Origin of the sequence: Gluconacetobacter tumulicola, assembly GCF_014174215.1 — a bacterium.
GTDB classification, from domain to species: Bacteria; Pseudomonadota; Alphaproteobacteria; order Acetobacterales; family Acetobacteraceae; genus Gluconacetobacter; species Gluconacetobacter tumulicola.
Genome location: NZ_JABEQL010000001.1, coordinates 88,011 through 103,304, shown reverse-complemented (window position 1 = coordinate 103,304; position 15,294 = coordinate 88,011). Strand labels below are relative to the sequence as shown.

General features: G+C 63.3%; 13 protein-coding genes. 9 read left to right on the top strand and 4 right to left on the bottom strand.

Features of this window, described 5'->3' with window-relative positions; genetic code table 11:
- Nucleotides 1–4: 4 nt before the first annotated feature.
- Nucleotides 5–703: a gluconate 2-dehydrogenase subunit 3 family protein gene (locus HLH29_RS00490; RefSeq protein ID WP_182964048.1), complete on the bottom strand. Its 699-nt coding sequence runs from the start codon at nt 701–703 to the stop codon at nt 5–7.
- A gap of 47 nt (nt 704–750) precedes the next feature.
- Between HLH29_RS00490 and HLH29_RS00485 the strand changes: the two genes are divergently transcribed.
- Together HLH29_RS00485 and HLH29_RS00480 are read left to right on the top strand one after the other, a co-directional pair.
- Nucleotides 751–942, top strand: coding sequence for a hypothetical protein (locus HLH29_RS00485; RefSeq protein WP_182964046.1), 192 nt, complete (start codon nt 751–753; stop codon nt 940–942).
- 78 nt (nt 943–1,020) lie between these two features.
- Entirely contained in the window at nt 1,021–2,046 is a 1,026-nt protein-coding gene (locus HLH29_RS00480) for a substrate-binding domain-containing protein (RefSeq protein WP_182964045.1), read from the top strand.
- Between the two features lie 99 nt (nt 2,047–2,145).
- On the opposite strand, the gene HLH29_RS00475 is transcribed toward HLH29_RS00480, so the two are convergent.
- Complete coding sequence (locus tag HLH29_RS00475; protein ID WP_246373535.1) at nt 2,146–3,750, bottom strand: carbohydrate porin; 1,605 nt, start codon at nt 3,748–3,750, stop codon at nt 2,146–2,148.
- 414 nt (nt 3,751–4,164) lie between these two features.
- On the opposite strand from HLH29_RS00475, the gene HLH29_RS00470 reads away from it, so the two are divergent.
- From HLH29_RS00470 to HLH29_RS00450, 5 genes are all read left to right on the top strand, one after another.
- Nucleotides 4,165–4,680, top strand: coding sequence for a GlcG/HbpS family heme-binding protein (locus HLH29_RS00470; protein ID WP_246373533.1), 516 nt, complete (start codon nt 4,165–4,167; stop codon nt 4,678–4,680).
- A 113-nt stretch (nt 4,681–4,793) separates the two neighbouring features.
- Nucleotides 4,794–5,468, top strand: coding sequence for a sugar dehydrogenase complex small subunit (locus HLH29_RS00465; RefSeq protein WP_182964044.1), 675 nt, complete (start codon nt 4,794–4,796; stop codon nt 5,466–5,468).
- Nucleotides 5,469–5,471: 3 nt separating this feature from the next.
- Nucleotides 5,472–7,130 (top strand): GMC oxidoreductase, encoded by a 1,659-nt coding sequence (locus tag HLH29_RS00460; RefSeq protein ID WP_182964043.1) that lies wholly within the window; start codon nt 5,472–5,474, stop codon nt 7,128–7,130.
- A complete protein-coding gene (locus HLH29_RS00455; RefSeq protein WP_182964042.1) occupies nt 7,127–8,554 on the top strand; it encodes a c-type cytochrome in 1,428 nt (475 codons plus the stop codon). The genes HLH29_RS00460 and HLH29_RS00455 overlap by 4 nt, the downstream gene beginning before the upstream one ends.
- 41 nt (nt 8,555–8,595) lie before the next feature.
- On the top strand, nt 8,596–9,747 hold the full coding sequence (locus tag HLH29_RS00450; RefSeq protein WP_182964041.1) for a YncE family protein: 1,152 nt from the start codon (nt 8,596–8,598) through the stop codon (nt 9,745–9,747).
- Nucleotides 9,748–9,792: 45 nt separating this feature from the next.
- On the opposite strand, the gene HLH29_RS00445 is transcribed toward HLH29_RS00450, so the two are convergent.
- Both HLH29_RS00445 and HLH29_RS00440 read right to left on the bottom strand, forming a co-directional pair.
- A complete protein-coding gene (locus HLH29_RS00445) occupies nt 9,793–10,857 on the bottom strand; it encodes a M14 family metallopeptidase (protein ID WP_182964040.1) in 1,065 nt (354 codons plus the stop codon).
- A gap of 148 nt (nt 10,858–11,005) precedes the next feature.
- Nucleotides 11,006–12,202, bottom strand: a complete 1,197-nt coding sequence (locus HLH29_RS00440; protein ID WP_182964039.1) for a DEAD/DEAH box helicase — start codon at nt 12,200–12,202, stop codon at nt 11,006–11,008.
- A gap of 104 nt (nt 12,203–12,306) precedes the next feature.
- Here HLH29_RS00440 and HLH29_RS00435 point away from each other — a divergent pair, with 104 nt between their 5' ends.
- Both HLH29_RS00435 and HLH29_RS00430 read left to right on the top strand, forming a co-directional pair.
- On the top strand, nt 12,307–13,281 hold the full coding sequence (locus tag HLH29_RS00435) for a mitochondrial fission ELM1 family protein (protein WP_246373531.1): 975 nt from the start codon (nt 12,307–12,309) through the stop codon (nt 13,279–13,281).
- Between the two features lie 57 nt (nt 13,282–13,338).
- Nucleotides 13,339–15,243 (top strand): hypothetical protein, encoded by a 1,905-nt coding sequence (locus tag HLH29_RS00430; protein ID WP_182964038.1) that lies wholly within the window; start codon nt 13,339–13,341, stop codon nt 15,241–15,243.
- Nucleotides 15,244–15,294: the final 51 nt, after the last annotated feature.

Below are 15,294 nucleotides of genomic sequence, written 5' to 3'. Positions count from 1 at the left end.
ATCCTTAGGCTGTTTCGCCGGAGATCGAGACGGGGCCGAACGGATAGGCGGCCCCTTCCTGGTTGACCCAGTCCATGAAATCGGCGCGGGCTCCGGGGAAGCCGAGCAGCGTCCAGCCGGCGAGACCTTTGTTGCCGCCGTAGAGAGGATCGGAAAAAACGCCTTCGAGCGTGTTCTGACGCAGTTGCTCGAAGAGCAGGTGTGCCGGAACGGCACCCAGTGCCATGTCGCTGTGCTCGAACTCTTTCAGGACGGCCGTCTGCTCGGTCGCCTCGAGATCGGCAAAGCTGAGACCGTCATGGTGCGCACGGGTATAGGCGTCGGCGGCTGCGATACCCTGCCGGTAGACGTCGCGCGGTGGGAGGGAAAGCTGGTAGCCGAGATTGGCCGGCGCGGTCACGAAGGGCCCGGACATGTACCATAATTCGCCACGCCCATAGGCGGTATCCATCTGGCGGTCGATGAACTCCGGGGCGCCGAGGCCGCGCGCGCCGGGTCCGTGGGCGTCGGTGGGGTAGATCCGCTCGCAGGCCGCGTTCAGGAAGCGCCATTCCTCCTGGTTGAAAAAGCGCGGTGCATAGGGGCTTGCATTGCCTGCGACGAGCGCATCGGCCCAGACCTTATGGTCGCTGTAAAGCCAGAATGACGCCGACCCCAGAAGACCGCCTATAAAGCGGCGTCGGGTCGATGAGGGCATTTTCATTGTAAACTCCAATATAATAAAAATACGCATGGTGGGGATGGGGGCGCTTGACAGAAGCCGCGCTGTACAGGTCGCAAGGATTGCAAAATTTTTATGCGTCGATCGATATTTTTCTCCTTTCCATTGTTCTGCTTTTTGTTTTTCTCTTCCTGTGGGTTCGTTCTGATGGTGATCAACAGTTTCGGTATCTCCTGGGGGAGGTGCGTGCCCCTTTGCGGATGACCGGAGCTATGGGATGATCGCCGGACGAAGAAGTGACTGTCTGAAATGCATTGCCTGAATGCTCATGGCCTGTCGCAATCAGAGGAGAGAGGCTGGTGAGCACACGTGGCAATCAGAAAAAGGTGAACCTGCAAGCCGTTGCCGATGAAGCCGGAGTCTCGCGGGCGACCGCTTCGCTGGTGCTGCGGGAAAGCCCCCTTGTGTCGGCTGAAACGCGAAAGCGCGTGATCGCGGCCATCCATACGCTTGGCTACATCTACAATCGCGGCGCGGCCAATCTCAGACGGCAGAAAACCGGTACGATCGGTGTGGTGCTCAGCAATATCGGCAGCCCGTTCTTCAGCAAGCTGCTGCTTGGCATCGATGAGGTTCTCGTCGATGCCAGCATCGTGGCGCTTCTGGTCAATAGCGCCGATAATCCCGAACGACAGATGCGCCAGATCTGGCGCCTGCGGGAACATAGTGTGGATGGCCTGATCATCTGCCCCGCGGCAGGAAGTGACGAAACGCTCCTTTCCGGAATCGAAAAAACGGGGCTGCCTTACGTGCAGGTCTTGCGCCATGTGTCCCAGACGGCCGGCGATTATGTAGGGCCCGATTATGCTGGCGGTACCGACCTCGCGGTTACGCATCTGGTTCGGCATGGGCGGAAGAGAATCGTCTTTCTGGGCGGCTATCCCGTAAACTCGGCGGCCTGCGAGCGCCTTGATGGATTCCAGCGGGCTCTCAGGCGCCATCGCCTGGAAAGCGACCTGATCATACCGACGGATCTCGACAATCTCTCCGATTTCGGTGCGCTGGAAAGTATGATGGCGTCCTCCTCCCCTCCGGATGCCGCGATCTGCTACAACGACATGGTCGCGCTGTCCTTCATGGGGAAGCTGCTCTCGGAGGGCGCGTTGCCCGGTCGCGATTTCGCTGTGATCGGGGCCGACAACCTGCCGCAGGCCGCGACGTCGTTTCCCGCCCTGACGACGATCGTGACGGATCCCGCAGGCGTGGGGCGCAATGCGGCGCGGCTGCTTCTGGACCGGATCGCGGAGCCGCGTGTTTCCAACATGCGGATTCTCGTATCCGGCCAGTTGATGGTTCGAGAAAGCTGCGGCGGGCCTCTGCCGTAAGGTCGGGCGCCGGTATGATTCCTCCTGGCGGGGAAGCGCCGTGCCGAAACGATCAGATACAGACGGAATCATCATGCGCGAACGTCCGCTTGGACCGATCTAAAAAAAGGAGACATAAGATTTGAAGCCCAGCATCGCGGCATTGCGCAATCCCTTCTGGCCGTTCGGGTTCATATAATACTGAAAGTCAGGGGTAAAGGTTACGCCGCGCATGACGCTGATGGAATAATCAAGTTCCAGCACCTGGGCATTCGTCTGCGCGCCCGTGGCATGGTTGGGCATGCCGGTATATTTCCCGGCCTCCACCATGGCAATGGAGGTATCTCTCGTGCCTGGTGCGATGCTGACATAGGAGAATGCGGCGCCCAATACGTCCAGAGGGCGGCCGGCGATCAGGCCCTGACTCATGAACGCGCCATACACTTCGAAATCGCGAACTGACGTGTGAGGAGAATTGTAGATGTACCCGCCCATGAAGGTCAGGCCGCTGGTTTCGGGACGGTGGGCATAGGACATGAGCTTCTGGTCAAACATGAAATATGTCTGCCATGAGGATTTCCGCATGAGCTGTTTGCCGCCATAGACATAGTAGGATTGCCCGGCGGTGTTGTAGAAATTGTCAGCCCTCTGAACATCGTCGAAAACGAAACCGAGTTTGTAATGGCCGGGGAGATCGTGGTTGGTGCCGAATTTCGGTTCCCACTGTGTTTCGACGGGGATTTCGTAGCCTACGATATTCGCGCCATTCCATTTGAAGCCGGTGCGGTGCTGATAGTTCATGTAAATGCCGTTTTCCGCGAAATAGACGGCTGTCTGAATGTACAGGTCCTTGCGTGGGCGGCCCTTCATGCGAAAGGCCCATGTGGCTGCCGGATAGCTGCCGTAATATGTGCTGTCTGCCGCGGCTTTGGGGCGTCCGCAGAACGAATTGTTCTGGAAGCTGCAGAAAAGCGGGCTGGAGGCGAAATCCGACATCTGGGACATGCGGCCGCCGGCGATCAGCAGCCTTCCATGGAAGACGCTCTGTTCCCCGTAGAGAGAGACCAGATGCACGGCCACGTTGCCGCCGCCACCGTAAATTTCCGAGCTATGGGCCAGCCAGTCGCCGAACATCCGGTTGGCGGTGGTTCCGTAGCGGCCGACGGTGGTCATGTGTGTCATGAACCCCTTGATTCCGGCGAGCTGTTCCCAATCCACGTTCAGGTTGGCTGAATATTGGCCGGCATTGCTCGATCCCTGACGGTAGTTCCCATAATGGGGGCCGCGCGTGGGGGCCTGGAGCGCGCCTGCATATTCGTTGGTATTGTCGAAATGAAAGCCGATGCCGCGCCGCCGGAGCCAGGACGTGACGCCGAAAAGATCGGGAAACAGGGCGGGCGGCCCCCTGGTGATGGCTGCCGGCTGCCCGCCCTGAGGTGAAATGGGAGGGGACGGGTACGTCGTCAGAATGCCCGGCGGAATGGATGCCTGAGGGGGCGCATTCTGTTGGACCGAGTTAAGTGGAGATGAGGCATTCTGGCGCGGACCGAGAATCTGGTTCTGGTCGGATGCACTGGGGGCAGCTTGCACACTCTGCGCGAGAGATGGGTTGGTGTTGATAGATAACTTTAAAATAAAAACTGTAATGAACACAAAATTCCTGCGTTTCATTGGAATAAAATAGAAGACATGCAGAGGGTTTTGTTTGTATACAGAGCCTGCCATCTGGGATCCGGTGACTTTATTTGTATTGTATGCTTTATATTCTATCCGAATTTTGTGGGGGCTCGGATAAAATACTCAATATCGTTAAGAGAGCGAGATGCCATATAATCATCATACTTCACAGGGCATCCCTGATCACGAAAACCGTGATCGAGGACGTGAGGCGGGAAAACCGTGAAAATCATTTTAGACCGATATAAAAACCCGGCGCGTGGCTTCATAAAAAAAAGGACATATTCTCATAAGGATGGCTGATTTCGTAGCGCTTTCCAGCATAGTATGAAGGGCTCTGCGAAGGCGATGATAGTTCCATGTTCACAATATAGTGATTTAGATCGATCTAGTGGAACTGCAGTGGCGCGTGGCAGAGGGGCGCTCAGGACATTACGAAACACGACCCGAAAGGCGTGCCGGATGCTGCGACTCAAGAGTGCATCGACCAAGACCGATTTCCGCTTTTCGTGCCGGCTGGCGTGCGGGTTTGTCATGGGCCTGAGCCTCCTGTCGGGCACGGCCTTCGCCGAGGCCCGGTCTTCCGGCGTGATCGCGCTTTCTCAGGCACGCGCCATGGCACAGGCGGCAGAAAGCAAAGCGGTGTCGAATGGCACGGCCATTGTGGTGAACGTGGTCGATGCAGGTGGACGCACGATCCTTGTCGAACGCATGGCAGACGCACAGATCGCGAGCCTGGATCTGGCGGAACGCAAGGCGATCAGCGCGGTCTTTTACAAACGCCCTTCCGCAGCATTCGAAACGGCTTTGACCGGCGGGAAAATGGCTGTGCTGGCATTGCCGCATGCCATGCCGGCTGCTGGCGGAATCCCGATTTTTCATGATGGACATCTGATCGGCGCAATCGGGGTGAGCGGGGGAAACAACGCTCAGGACGAACAGGCGGCGGAAGCCGGCCTGGCAGCGATGAAAGAGTGAGCGGGCATAGCGATGGTTTGCCACAGGGCGGGAATCATGGATCGCCCGTCATTCCGTTGCGGAGCCGTTTTGTCCTCTGCCGCCCCGATGTGTGTTCTGGAGAAAAGTGAGGCATGAACAGAAATAGTGACGTGAACGGCGACAGGCCCGCCCGGAAAGCCGGAGTGAGTCGCCGCTCGCTCATGCTGGGAACGGTCGTGACCGGCTTTTCGGCAGCTTTCGGCGAGTTCGGCCTCTCTGGCGGTGTCGCGCGCGCCGCGACGGTCGATGATGCGACGTTCCTGTCGGTATCCCGCGTCATCACCGGGCATTCGGAACTGCATCCGGTCATCGCACGCCGCCTGTTCGCTGCAATGCAGAAGACGTTTCCGGATTATGCCTCAAAGATACAGGCTCTTTCCGGTCTGGTCGCACAGGGCGGCACGCCCCGGGAAATCCTGGACCGCGCCGGCGACCTGAAGGACGACCTGCTGGCCCTGAACGCCGCCTGGTATACCGGTTCGGTGCAGGACAAGACGAATGCGCCGACGGTCGCGTATTACGATGCGCTGATGTACCAGCCGACGCGCGACGGCCTGCCGGTTCCCACCTATTGTTTCGATCGGCCGGGCTGGTGGACCGAAACGCCGCCGCCGCTGGGTATTGCCGTTCATGCGCCGCTGCCGGCAACGCCGCCTGCTCCGGTGCCGCAGGGTATCGAAAGCAAGGCGCCCCCGCAGACGGCGCCGTTGGGGACCATTCCCCCTTCATCTCCCCCTCACTCTCCGTTGCCGCACAGGGAGCTATAAATCGTGGCCACACCAGAATTTTCCCAGTCGGGCGACGTGTCGGCTGACGTCGTTGTCGTCGGCTCAGGGGTCGTGGGCGGCATGATCGCGAACGAACTGGCAGCGGCGGGCCGTTCGGTTGTCATTCTCGAAGCAGGCCTGCGCCTCAAGCGCGAGGCGTATGTCGAGAACTGGCGGAACATGTCGTTCCATAACCGCCTTCATTCCGATTTCCAGGGGCTTTATCCGCAGTCTCCGCTCGCCCAGGCGCCGCTGTATTTTCCCCCGAACGATTATGTCGGACTGTCCGGCCCCAATGGTTCGGCGTTCAAGCAGGGGTATCTTCGGACGGTCGGCGGCACGACGTGGCATTGGGCGGCCTCCTGCTGGCGGCATCTGCCCGTCGATTTCGAGATGAAGTCGCGTTATGGCGTCGGCCGGGATTGGGCGATTTCCTATAACGAACTCGAGCCCTATTATTGCCGGGCGGAAGAAGAGATGGGCGTTTCGGGCCCGCACGACGTCTCTCTTCAGTCCCCTCCGGAGCGGAGCCGCCCTTATCCCCGCGACATGATTCCCTTCGGCTATGGCGATCGCCGGGTGGCGGAGATCGTGAATCCGCACGGTTTTCATCTTGTGCCGATTCCGCAGGGGCGCAGCATGGAGCCTTTCGGGGACCGTCCGGCCTGCTGTGGCAATAACAACTGCCAGCCGATCTGCCCGATCGGCGCCATGTATAACGGCATCCAGCACATCGATCGGGCGGAAGCCAACGGGGCCGTGACGGTTGCCGAAGCTGTCGTCTATAAAATGGATACGGACGAGAACAACCGGATCACGGCCGTTTACTGGTATGATGCGCACCGTCAGTCGCACAAGGCGACCGGCAAGGCGTTCGTGCTGGCGTGCAACGGCATCGAAACGCCGAGGCTGCTGCTGCTGGCCGCCAATGCCCGCAACCCGAACGGGATCGCCAATTCGTCCGACCAGGTTGGTCGGAACATGATGGATCATTCCGGCGTTCATGCGTCCTTCCTGGCCAACGAGCCGCTCTGGTTCGGGCGCGGGCCGGCGCAGAGCAGCTGTATCGTCGGGCCTCGGGACGGCGGTTTCCGCAGCGAGTATTCCGCGAACAAGATGATCCTGAACAATATCAGCCGTGTCGCGCCGGCGACCCAGCAGGCGCTGGCACTCGGGCTGGTTGGCCAGGAACTGGATGATGAAATCCGCCGTCGCGCGGCGTGCGGGGTCGATCTGTCGATCAGCCTCGAGCCGTTGCCGGACCCCAATAACCGGCTGACCCTGAGCAAGACCCGACAGGATCCGCTCGGCCTGGCGTGCCCGGACATTCATTATGATGTCGGCGATTATGTGCGCAAGGGACTCGAATCCGTCAACGAGCAGGTCAAGCAGATCGCGGGCCTTCTGGGCGGCACCGAGCTGCGCATCACGACTGACTATAATGCGAACAATCACATCATGGGCGGCACGATCATGGGAAAGAATCCCAAGGATTCGGTCGTCGACGGTGATTGCCGGGCCCATGACCACGCCAATCTCTGGTTGCCTGGCGGTGGCGCGATGCCGTCGGCCAGCGTGGTGAACACGACGCTGAGCATGGCGGCCCTCGGCCTGAAGGCGGCCGATTCCATAAAAGCTGATTTCGAAAAGGGACGGGCATGAGAAAGAGTTCCAGAAAGGTGCTGGAACTGGCCGGTCATGTTGGGCTGGCCGCCGCAGCGCTGGTATTGTCCTGCACCGTCGTTCGTGCGCAGGCGCCGGAAGCGAATGAGGCTGTTGCCCAGCGCGGGCATTATCTTGCCGTAGCGGCGGATTGCGCCGCCTGTCACACGGCGCCCGGTGGCGGAAAGCCGTTTGCCGGTGGGTATGGAATCGCCTCTCCACTGGGCTCGATCTATTCCACCAACATCACGCCTTCGAAGACATATGGCATCGGTACCTATACCGAGGCGCAGTTTGCCCGTGCGTTGCGTGAAGGCATTCGTGGAGACGGCGCGCATCTTTATCCCGCGATGCCTTATACGTCGTACACGAAGCTGACCGACGACGATATTCACGCACTCTACGTCTATTTCATGCATGACGTGAAGCCGGTCGAGGCGAAGGGGCCGGAGACGGCGCTGCCGTTCCCGTACAACATCCGCGCCAGCATGGCGTTCTGGAACCTGCTTTTCCTGGACGATACGCGCTTCAAGCCGGAGCCGGGCAAATCGGCCGAAGTCAATCGCGGACATTATCTGTCTTACGCGCTGGCGCATTGCGATACCTGCCACACGCCACGTAATGCGATGATGGCGGAGATCGGCAGCAAGGCGCTGGGCGGTGCATCGCTGGCATCGTGGGATGCGCCCAATATCACGTCGGACCCGAAAAGCGGTGTCGGTTCCTGGAGCGATGACGATCTTGCCCGCTATCTGAAGACCGGAGACGTTCCTGGCAAGGCCCAGGCCGGCGGCCCGATGGCGGAAGCGGTGGAGCATAGTTTCCAATATCTGAGCGATGGCGATATTCGGGCGATCGTCGCCTATATCAGGCAGGTTCCTGCCATTTCGGACAGCAGGGACACTGCGCCGCGCGATGCGTACGGCAAGGCATCCGACCGCGAGGACGCCTATCGCGGTGTTGCGGAAAGCGGGATGAGCCGTGGGGAGCGCCTGTTTAGCGGCGAATGCGCGGCCTGCCATCGCCCGACGGGCAAGGGGAGCCCGGACGGGTATTATCCGCAGCTCTTCCACAATACGGCCGTCGGCGCACCGATCGCCGATAACCTGATTTCGACGATCCTGATGGGCGTCAGGCGTGAAGTGGGTGGCCATACGGTGTACATGCCGGGATTTGGCGAGGGATCGTACGTCGACGCGCTGTCCGATCAGGATATTGCGGATATCAGCAACTATGTGGAGCAGACGTTCGGCAATCCGGCTGTGAAGGTCACGGCGGATGAGGTGAAGCTGACCCGCTCGGGTGGTCCCAAGCCGCTGATTGCGAAGCTCGGGGCATTTGCCGTGCCGGGCATGATCGTCGGGGTGCTGGTTCTGGCCGGTGCTGTCGTGCTGGTGATGCGGCGGGGCCGGAAGAAACATTGAAGCGTGGCCCGGTTTCAGGGGCGGATGGGGTGATATCGAAGATGCGCAACAAACTGACGGTTGCCTTTGCGGCATTGCTGGCCATGTCCTCGCCGGTCTGCGCGCAGACTGTCGTTTCGGCCAATGACGGGCACTCCATTCTTCGGAATGGGGTGCAGGTTCTGCCGACGCCGCTGGTTCCGGACACGGTATCCGTTCTGGCAAGGGCCGCAAACGGCGTGTGGGGTGTGCGGACGAGCCTCACTGTTCCGGTCAGCGTGATCGGGCCGCCCACGGCCCTTGAATTCACGCATGACGGCAAGACCGTTCTGGTGTCCTCGGCGTCGAAGCCGGGCGTGAAGACGAACAAGATCGTCCCCGATGATCGCATCAGTGTCGTGGACCTGTCCGGAGCGAAGCCCCGGCTGGTCCAGCAGGTGGCCTCCGCCGCCGGGGCGACCACGATGCGGTTTACCCCGGATGGCCAGCATCTGCTGGTCGCCAATGGCAAGTCGGGCGTGCTGACATGGTTTCGCTTCGACGGCCACAAGCTCGGCGAGCGCAAGATCATCACGCTGCCGGTTGCAGGCTTTCCTGCCGGCGTTGCGATTCTGCCGGATGGAAAGCGGGCGCTTGTAAGCCTGTGGCAGGCGGACCGTGTGTATGTGCTGCATATCGAGGGCGACGATGTGTCCGTCGATCCGGCGCCACTGAACATCGCACCCGGCCCATGGAACATCCGGATGACGAAGGACGGGCATTATGCAGTGATGGGCATGCTCGGGCATGGTGAAGGTCTGCCGGGCGCCCTCGCGGTGCTGGACCTTGCGGCATCGCCGATCAAGGAGATTCAGCGCGTTACGGTGCCCAATGCGCCCGAGGGGCTCGATATCTCTCCTGACGGTCAGTATGTCGCCGTGGTGTCGCAGAATGGATCGGCGGTGCCGCCGACCTCGCCGTGCTATAATCCCCGTGGTGTGGTGACGGTCCTTTCGCTGAAGAATGGGGAGTTGCATACGCTCGCCCAGGCGCCGGGAACATTGTGGCCGCAGGGACTGGTCTTTGCGCCCGATGGGAAGGAGATTCTCGTTCAGGGTGTCATGGATCGCAGCCTGCTGACTCTGGGCTGGAATGGCGAGACGCTGGAACGGATTGGCGAAGCCCCCCTGCCGGGTGGTGGTGCGGATCTGGAAAGATCCCCGGCGGCAGAGTGACGATTGGGCTGTTTCTGGCCGTCAGATGGGTCGCAAGCTGAACGATCACACGGGTTGCCGGCCGATTCTTTCGGTGGCCTGCGGCCGTTCGGACAATGTTCGGGCCAACCGGACGGCGGTTTGGCCGCGGCCGGGGCGCAGGTTGGGCATGACCAGCATGCAGTCGGGGTAGGGAGTACGGATCTCGTCCGGGCCGTCCTGGGCCAGAAGGGTGCCCCGGCGGCGGATCACCTCGCCCCCCTGGAAGGGCCTGACGAAGCGGAAGCAAGGTGTCTGGGCCGTCACGATGTCGGTCACGACGAGTTGGTGGCAGGGGGTGGCCGGCGGTTCGGCCTCGGCGGTCAGCAATCCGCAATGCCGCAGCAGCGCGCGCACCGCGCTGTCCGTCGTCTCGACCGTGTGGGCCGCCCAGTGGGCGCCGGCTTCCAGCAGGCAGGCGGCGTACGGGCTGGCGGGGTCGGAAAAACGTTCATAGTCGATCAGGCGCGGGCCGGCCTGGTGGCCATGGTCCGAGACCACCAGGGACGGGTCGCCGATCATTGTCGACAGGCGGCGGCCGCTTTCGGTTGCGCCGGCCAGGATCAGTGGTGCGCCGGGCCAGAGCATCGAATGCAGGTCCATCAGGATATCGGCGGTTTCGATCACCGGCTGGATCGCGCGCGCGCGGTCCAGTTCCACCGAATGGCGCGGGCTGGAGAGGATCTGCCGGTTCCAGACCCGGTTCATGTCCTCCTCGACGAAGCGCGAGGCGACCGGGTTGTCGGGCGTGAAGCGGGCGAAGGCTTCCAGGTTCGCGAAGACCAGGGACAGGCGGCCGCATGCCGGCCGGACCTGCTCGCGTAGCAACCGGTCCAGCACGATGGCGCCCGCGAACTCGTTGCCGTGGACCAGCGCCGTCAGCACGACATGGGGGCCGGGGCGGGTGGCCTCGTGATGCACCACGCCGGGAATGCCGCAATGATCGGTCAGCCATGGCGACAGGTCGGGTGGAGCGATTTCCTGCGCGAAAGTGGGCAGGGCCTGGGGTGGCGGCGGCAGGGTCTCGAGAAATTTCGGGCGCGCACGCACACGTGGCGAAGAGCCCGGGCGGGAGCCTGTGCCGCAGCTCATCGCATCAGCCTCCGCGCGGCGCCGACCCGCATCGCGCGTCCGGGGGGAGGGTGCCGGACAGGCCATCGTCATGCACCATGGGAGCGGTCGGACAGGTCATGGACACGATTTTATAGCGTCGCGCCGGACCTGCAATGCCGTGGGGCGCTCAGGAGGGGTCGATAGCCGTGATCCTGGCGCTGGTCTGCCGTTCAATTTCGCGCAGCAACTGCCGTTCCTCCGGCGCGCACAGCGACAGGGCGGTGCCGCGCCGCCCGGCGCGGGCCGTGCGGCCGATCCGGTGGATATAGGTCTCGGGCTGCTCGGGAATATCGAAATTCACCACCAGCGTCACATCTTCGATATCGATGCCGCGTGCCATCACGTCGGTCGCGACCAGCACCTGCAGCGTGCCGCGCCGGAAGGTGGCGAGCGTGCGGTCGCGCCGGGCCTGGCTATGGTCGCCATGCAGGGCGGCCGCCGACAGGCCGGCGGATTCCAGCGCGCGGGCCACGCTGTCGCTGGCCTGTTTGGTGCGGGTGAACACCATGACCCTGTCCGGCGTGTCGCGCTTCAGCAGCGCGATCAGCGTGGCATTCTTGCGTGCGGCCGCGACGAAGGCGACCTGCTGCCGGATGCGGGGCGGGGGGGATGTGGCCTCCGGCGGGGCGACGTGCAGCGGCCGGTGCAGCAGTCGGCGGGCCAGGGTGGCGACGGCGGGCGGCATGGTTGCGGAAAACAGCAGGGTCTGGTGCCGGGTCGGCAGGCGTTCGGCGATGGTCTGGATATCCTCGACGAAGCCCAGTTCCAGCATTCTGTCCGCTTCGTCCAGGACCAGGCACGTGGTTTCGTCCAGGGCGATCGTGCCGTCGGCCAGGTGATCCAGCAGGCGGCCTGGGGTGGCGACCAGGATGTCGGCGCCTCCGCGCAGGGCGCGGGTCTGGCGGTCCTTGGGCACGCCGCCGATCGCCAGCCCGATCATCAGCTGGCAGCCATGGGCGCAGGTGCGGATGGCATTCGCGGTCTGGCTGGCCAGTTCGCGGGTGGGCGAGAGGATCAGCGTTCGTACCGCGCCCGGTACCCCTTCCTGCGGTGCCTTTTGGTCGGCCGTCGCGGGGCGGGGGGCAGCGAGCAGCCTCTGGACCAGCGGCAGGGCGAATGCGGCGGTCTTGCCGCTGCCGGTGCGGGACAGGGCCTCTACGTCCTTTCCGGCCAGGATCGGCGGGATCGCCAGGGCCTGGATCGGCGAGGGGGTGGCGTAGCCGGCGCGGGCGACATTGGCCAGGATACGCGGCTGCAGGCCCAGCTGCGCGAAAGAGGGGGCGTCAGGGCTGGGCGTGTCGGCAGGGGGTGGAACGTTGGTCATCGTATGAGGGGATACCGTGTGTGGCGGCCCGGGGGAAGAAAGCGAATTTCCGGCAGCCGGGCGGTGGCATTGACGGTCGGCGGGGATGGACGGCAGATGGCGCGATGAGCATGCGCGATACCCCATCTGTTCTGCCTCATGGAGATCGCGCGGTGGCGGTCGTGGCGGAAGATCTGGCTGGGATGCGGTCGCAGGCTTTCGGGCTGGCGGCGCGTGCGGGGATGGACCCGTTCTTCTGCCCGGTGCGGGCACGGGGGCTGTGGGGCCAGGTGCCCGCCGCCTGGTGGCCGGCGCCGTTGCGTGCCATCGATCCGCTTCCGCTCGATGCCGGGGCGGCGGGGCTGGTCTTCAGCGTCGGCGGAACCGGAGGGGCGGTGGGCGCTGCGTTGCGGGACAGTGCGCGGCGGGTGGTGCAGATCCAGAATCCGCGCATGCGGCTGGATCGCTTCGATCTGGTGGTTGCCAATCGGCATGATGAAATCAGCGGCCCCAATGTGTTGCTGTCGCGTACCGCGCTGCATGGCGTCTCGCCCGAGCGGCTGGCGGCGGCGCGGGCGGAATGGCAGCCGCGTCTGGCGCATCTGCCGCGCCCGCTGGTGGCCGTGCTGTTGGGGGGATCGAACGGGCGGTTCCGGCTGGACGAAGCGGTGGCGGCGCGTCTGGCCGGGCAACTGGCGGAGATGATGCGCACGGATGGGGTCGGGGTGGCGGTGACGCCGTCTCGGCGGACGGGTGACGGTGTGTGCCGGATTGTCCGTGAGGCGCTGTCGCCTCTGGGCGGGTGGGTGTGGGACATGCAGGGTGACAATCCCTATCTGGGGTTGCTGGCCTGTGCCGATGCCGTGGTGGTGACGCAGGACAGTGTCTCGATGGTGTCCGAGGCCGTGGCAGGCACGGCGCCGGTGATGGTTGTTGATCTGCCGGGACGTTCGCGGCGGATCGGGCTATTCCTGCGCGAACTGGCTGCTGCCGGGCGCATTCGCCGCTTCGCGGGGCGGATGGAGGACTGGCCGGTGACGCCGCTGGACGACACGATCGAGGTGGCGGAGAGCATGTGTCGCCGGCTGGGGCTGCACTGACACTTTCTGCCAAACGGCATGATTTCTGGGCGCGGGATTATGCGGTATGGAATCCCTATGCTGGACATCCATACCTATGACGCCCAGGCGGGCGGCAATGTTCTCTACAAGGCGCTGGCCCATCCGCTGGCGGCTGAGGCGCTGGCGGGGCTGGCGGCTTCGGTCCGTGCCGCCGGGCCGGTGGCGGTCTATGACCCCGAGGGCATGTTCGCCATGGTGTTGGCGCTGTGCCCCGGCGGTGCGGGCGGCGTATCCGGACTGGGTGCGATCGAAGGTGTGTATGTCCATGATACGCAGCATGTCGGCCAGCCCACGGCGGCCGGTCCGGCGCGGGCGCTGGTGGATCTGCCGCGTGCATCGGTGGGGGCGGTGCTGGCCGTGAGTTTCGACGGTGCGCGCGTGCGCGACCGGATCGCGCATCTGCTGCCTGACGGCGCGCGGGTCTTCGTGCTGGATGGCGTGCGGTTGCCCGATACGCTGCTGACCGTGCCGGGGCGGTATCTCGACCGGCTGAATTTCGCGACCAACCATGCCTTCTTCCGCGACGCGGAAGGATTGTCGACCCGTCTGGTCACGGCGAATTACTGGGCGCGCTATGGCGCGTCGGCGGTGTGGCTGTGGCTGCGGCTGTTCGGCGCCGGGGGTGAGGTGCTGGCCAGTTGGGAAGAGCGTGTGCCCGACGGCGAGAGTGCCATCGTGATCGACAGCCGCGAGGTGCGTGAGCGTTTTGGCCTGCCGCCCTTTGTCGGGCAGCTGTTTGTGCATGCGATCGGCGTGGCCGGGCATGATGTGGTGAAATATGCGCTGGATACCTATGGCACTGGCGATAATCGGAGCCTGTCGGTCACGCATGATGCCAATGCCTGGCCGTCGGACCGGTATGCCAACCTGCCGGCGCCGGATGAGGGCGAGGAGGTCGTGCTGTGGGTACAGAACAGTCACGCCGTGCCGATCCCGCCCGGTGCGATGTCGCTCAATCGCATGGGGGATGAGCGGCAGGTGCCGATTCCGCGTGGGATTGGCCCCTATGAGACCGTGGCGATCCCTGTTGCCGGCTGCCTGCCCGAGTTGCGCTGGCCGGCGCAGATCGAGTTGCGGTCGGGGCGGTATCTGGTGCGTCCGCGCTATGAGGTGACGCATGCCGCGCGGACGCGCATTGCCCATCTGAACGTGGAGCGTGCGGACCTGCGCCCCGATCCGGGAATCGCGGACCTGCCGGCCAGCCTGGGGCGGGGCTATCTGCTGCCGTTCCCGATTCTGGACCCCGAGCGCTTTCGTACCGTCGTCCAGCCGTCGCCGATGGCCGAATCGCAGGTGACATTACCGCTGCGTCTGGATTGTTTCGACGCCCAAGGACGGCTGACCGGTCGGAAATTCCTGGGCTGCCTGCCGCGCGACCATGATCTGGCGCAGGATGTGGCGGAACTGGGCGTGTCCGAGGGGCATGGCGAACTGGTCTATGATTTCCGCGATGGGGGGGAGGCCGATGGCTGGCTGCATGCGCTGATCCGATTTACGGCGCGGCAGGGCGGGCATGCGGCCGAGACCAGTTTCGGGGCCCATATCTTCAATACCGTGATGACCTATCGGGGCGAGCCGCAATCCTATTCCGGACCGCCGCCGGGGCTGACCACGCGGCTGTTCCTGAAGGGCGGGAACGGGCTGGGCGAGGCGTTCTGCTGCCTGATCTATCCGGCGTCGGCCGCCTGGCGCCCGTGGTCGCAGACCATGCTCAGCCTGCATGACGGGCAGGGGCGGATGGTGGCGAAGGTGGACCTGGAAATCGCCTGTTCGGGATCGACGATGGTCTGGCCGCATCGGCTGTTCGGCGCGGCGGCCATCGAGCGCGCCGGCATGGGCGGATATGTCATGATCCGCGACGTCACGTGCCGGCTGTTCGGCTATCACGGTGTCATGCGGGCCGATGGCGCCTTCTCGCTGGACCATATGTTCGGCTTTTGAAGAATGTGTGACGGGGTATCTTGCAGCCCGGAGGGAGATCGATTAAGAGGT

Bases quoted from the DNA above. Each gene is read 5' to 3' on its own strand.
- HLH29_RS00455 (WP_182964042.1), top strand. From the start codon at position 7,127: ATGAGAAAGAGTTCCAGAAAGGTGCTGGAACTGGCCGGTCATGTTGGG.
- HLH29_RS00435 (WP_246373531.1), top strand. From the start codon at position 12,307: ATGAGCATGCGCGATACCCCATCTGTTCTGCCTCATGGAGATCGCGCG.
- HLH29_RS00430 (WP_182964038.1), top strand. From the start codon at position 13,339: ATGCTGGACATCCATACCTATGACGCCCAGGCGGGCGGCAATGTTCTC.
- HLH29_RS00475 (WP_246373535.1), bottom strand. From the start codon at position 3,750: ATGGCAGGCTCTGTATACAAACAAAACCCTCTGCATGTCTTCTATTTT.
- HLH29_RS00440 (WP_182964039.1), bottom strand. From the start codon at position 12,202: ATGACCAACGTTCCACCCCCTGCCGACACGCCCAGCCCTGACGCCCCC.
- HLH29_RS00450 (WP_182964041.1), top strand. From the start codon at position 8,596: ATGCGCAACAAACTGACGGTTGCCTTTGCGGCATTGCTGGCCATGTCC.
- HLH29_RS00465 (WP_182964044.1), top strand. From the start codon at position 4,794: ATGAACAGAAATAGTGACGTGAACGGCGACAGGCCCGCCCGGAAAGCC.
- HLH29_RS00470 (WP_246373533.1), top strand. From the start codon at position 4,165: ATGCTGCGACTCAAGAGTGCATCGACCAAGACCGATTTCCGCTTTTCG.
- HLH29_RS00490 (WP_182964048.1), bottom strand. From the start codon at position 703: ATGAAAATGCCCTCATCGACCCGACGCCGCTTTATAGGCGGTCTTCTG.
- HLH29_RS00445 (WP_182964040.1), bottom strand. From the start codon at position 10,857: ATGAGCTGCGGCACAGGCTCCCGCCCGGGCTCTTCGCCACGTGTGCGT.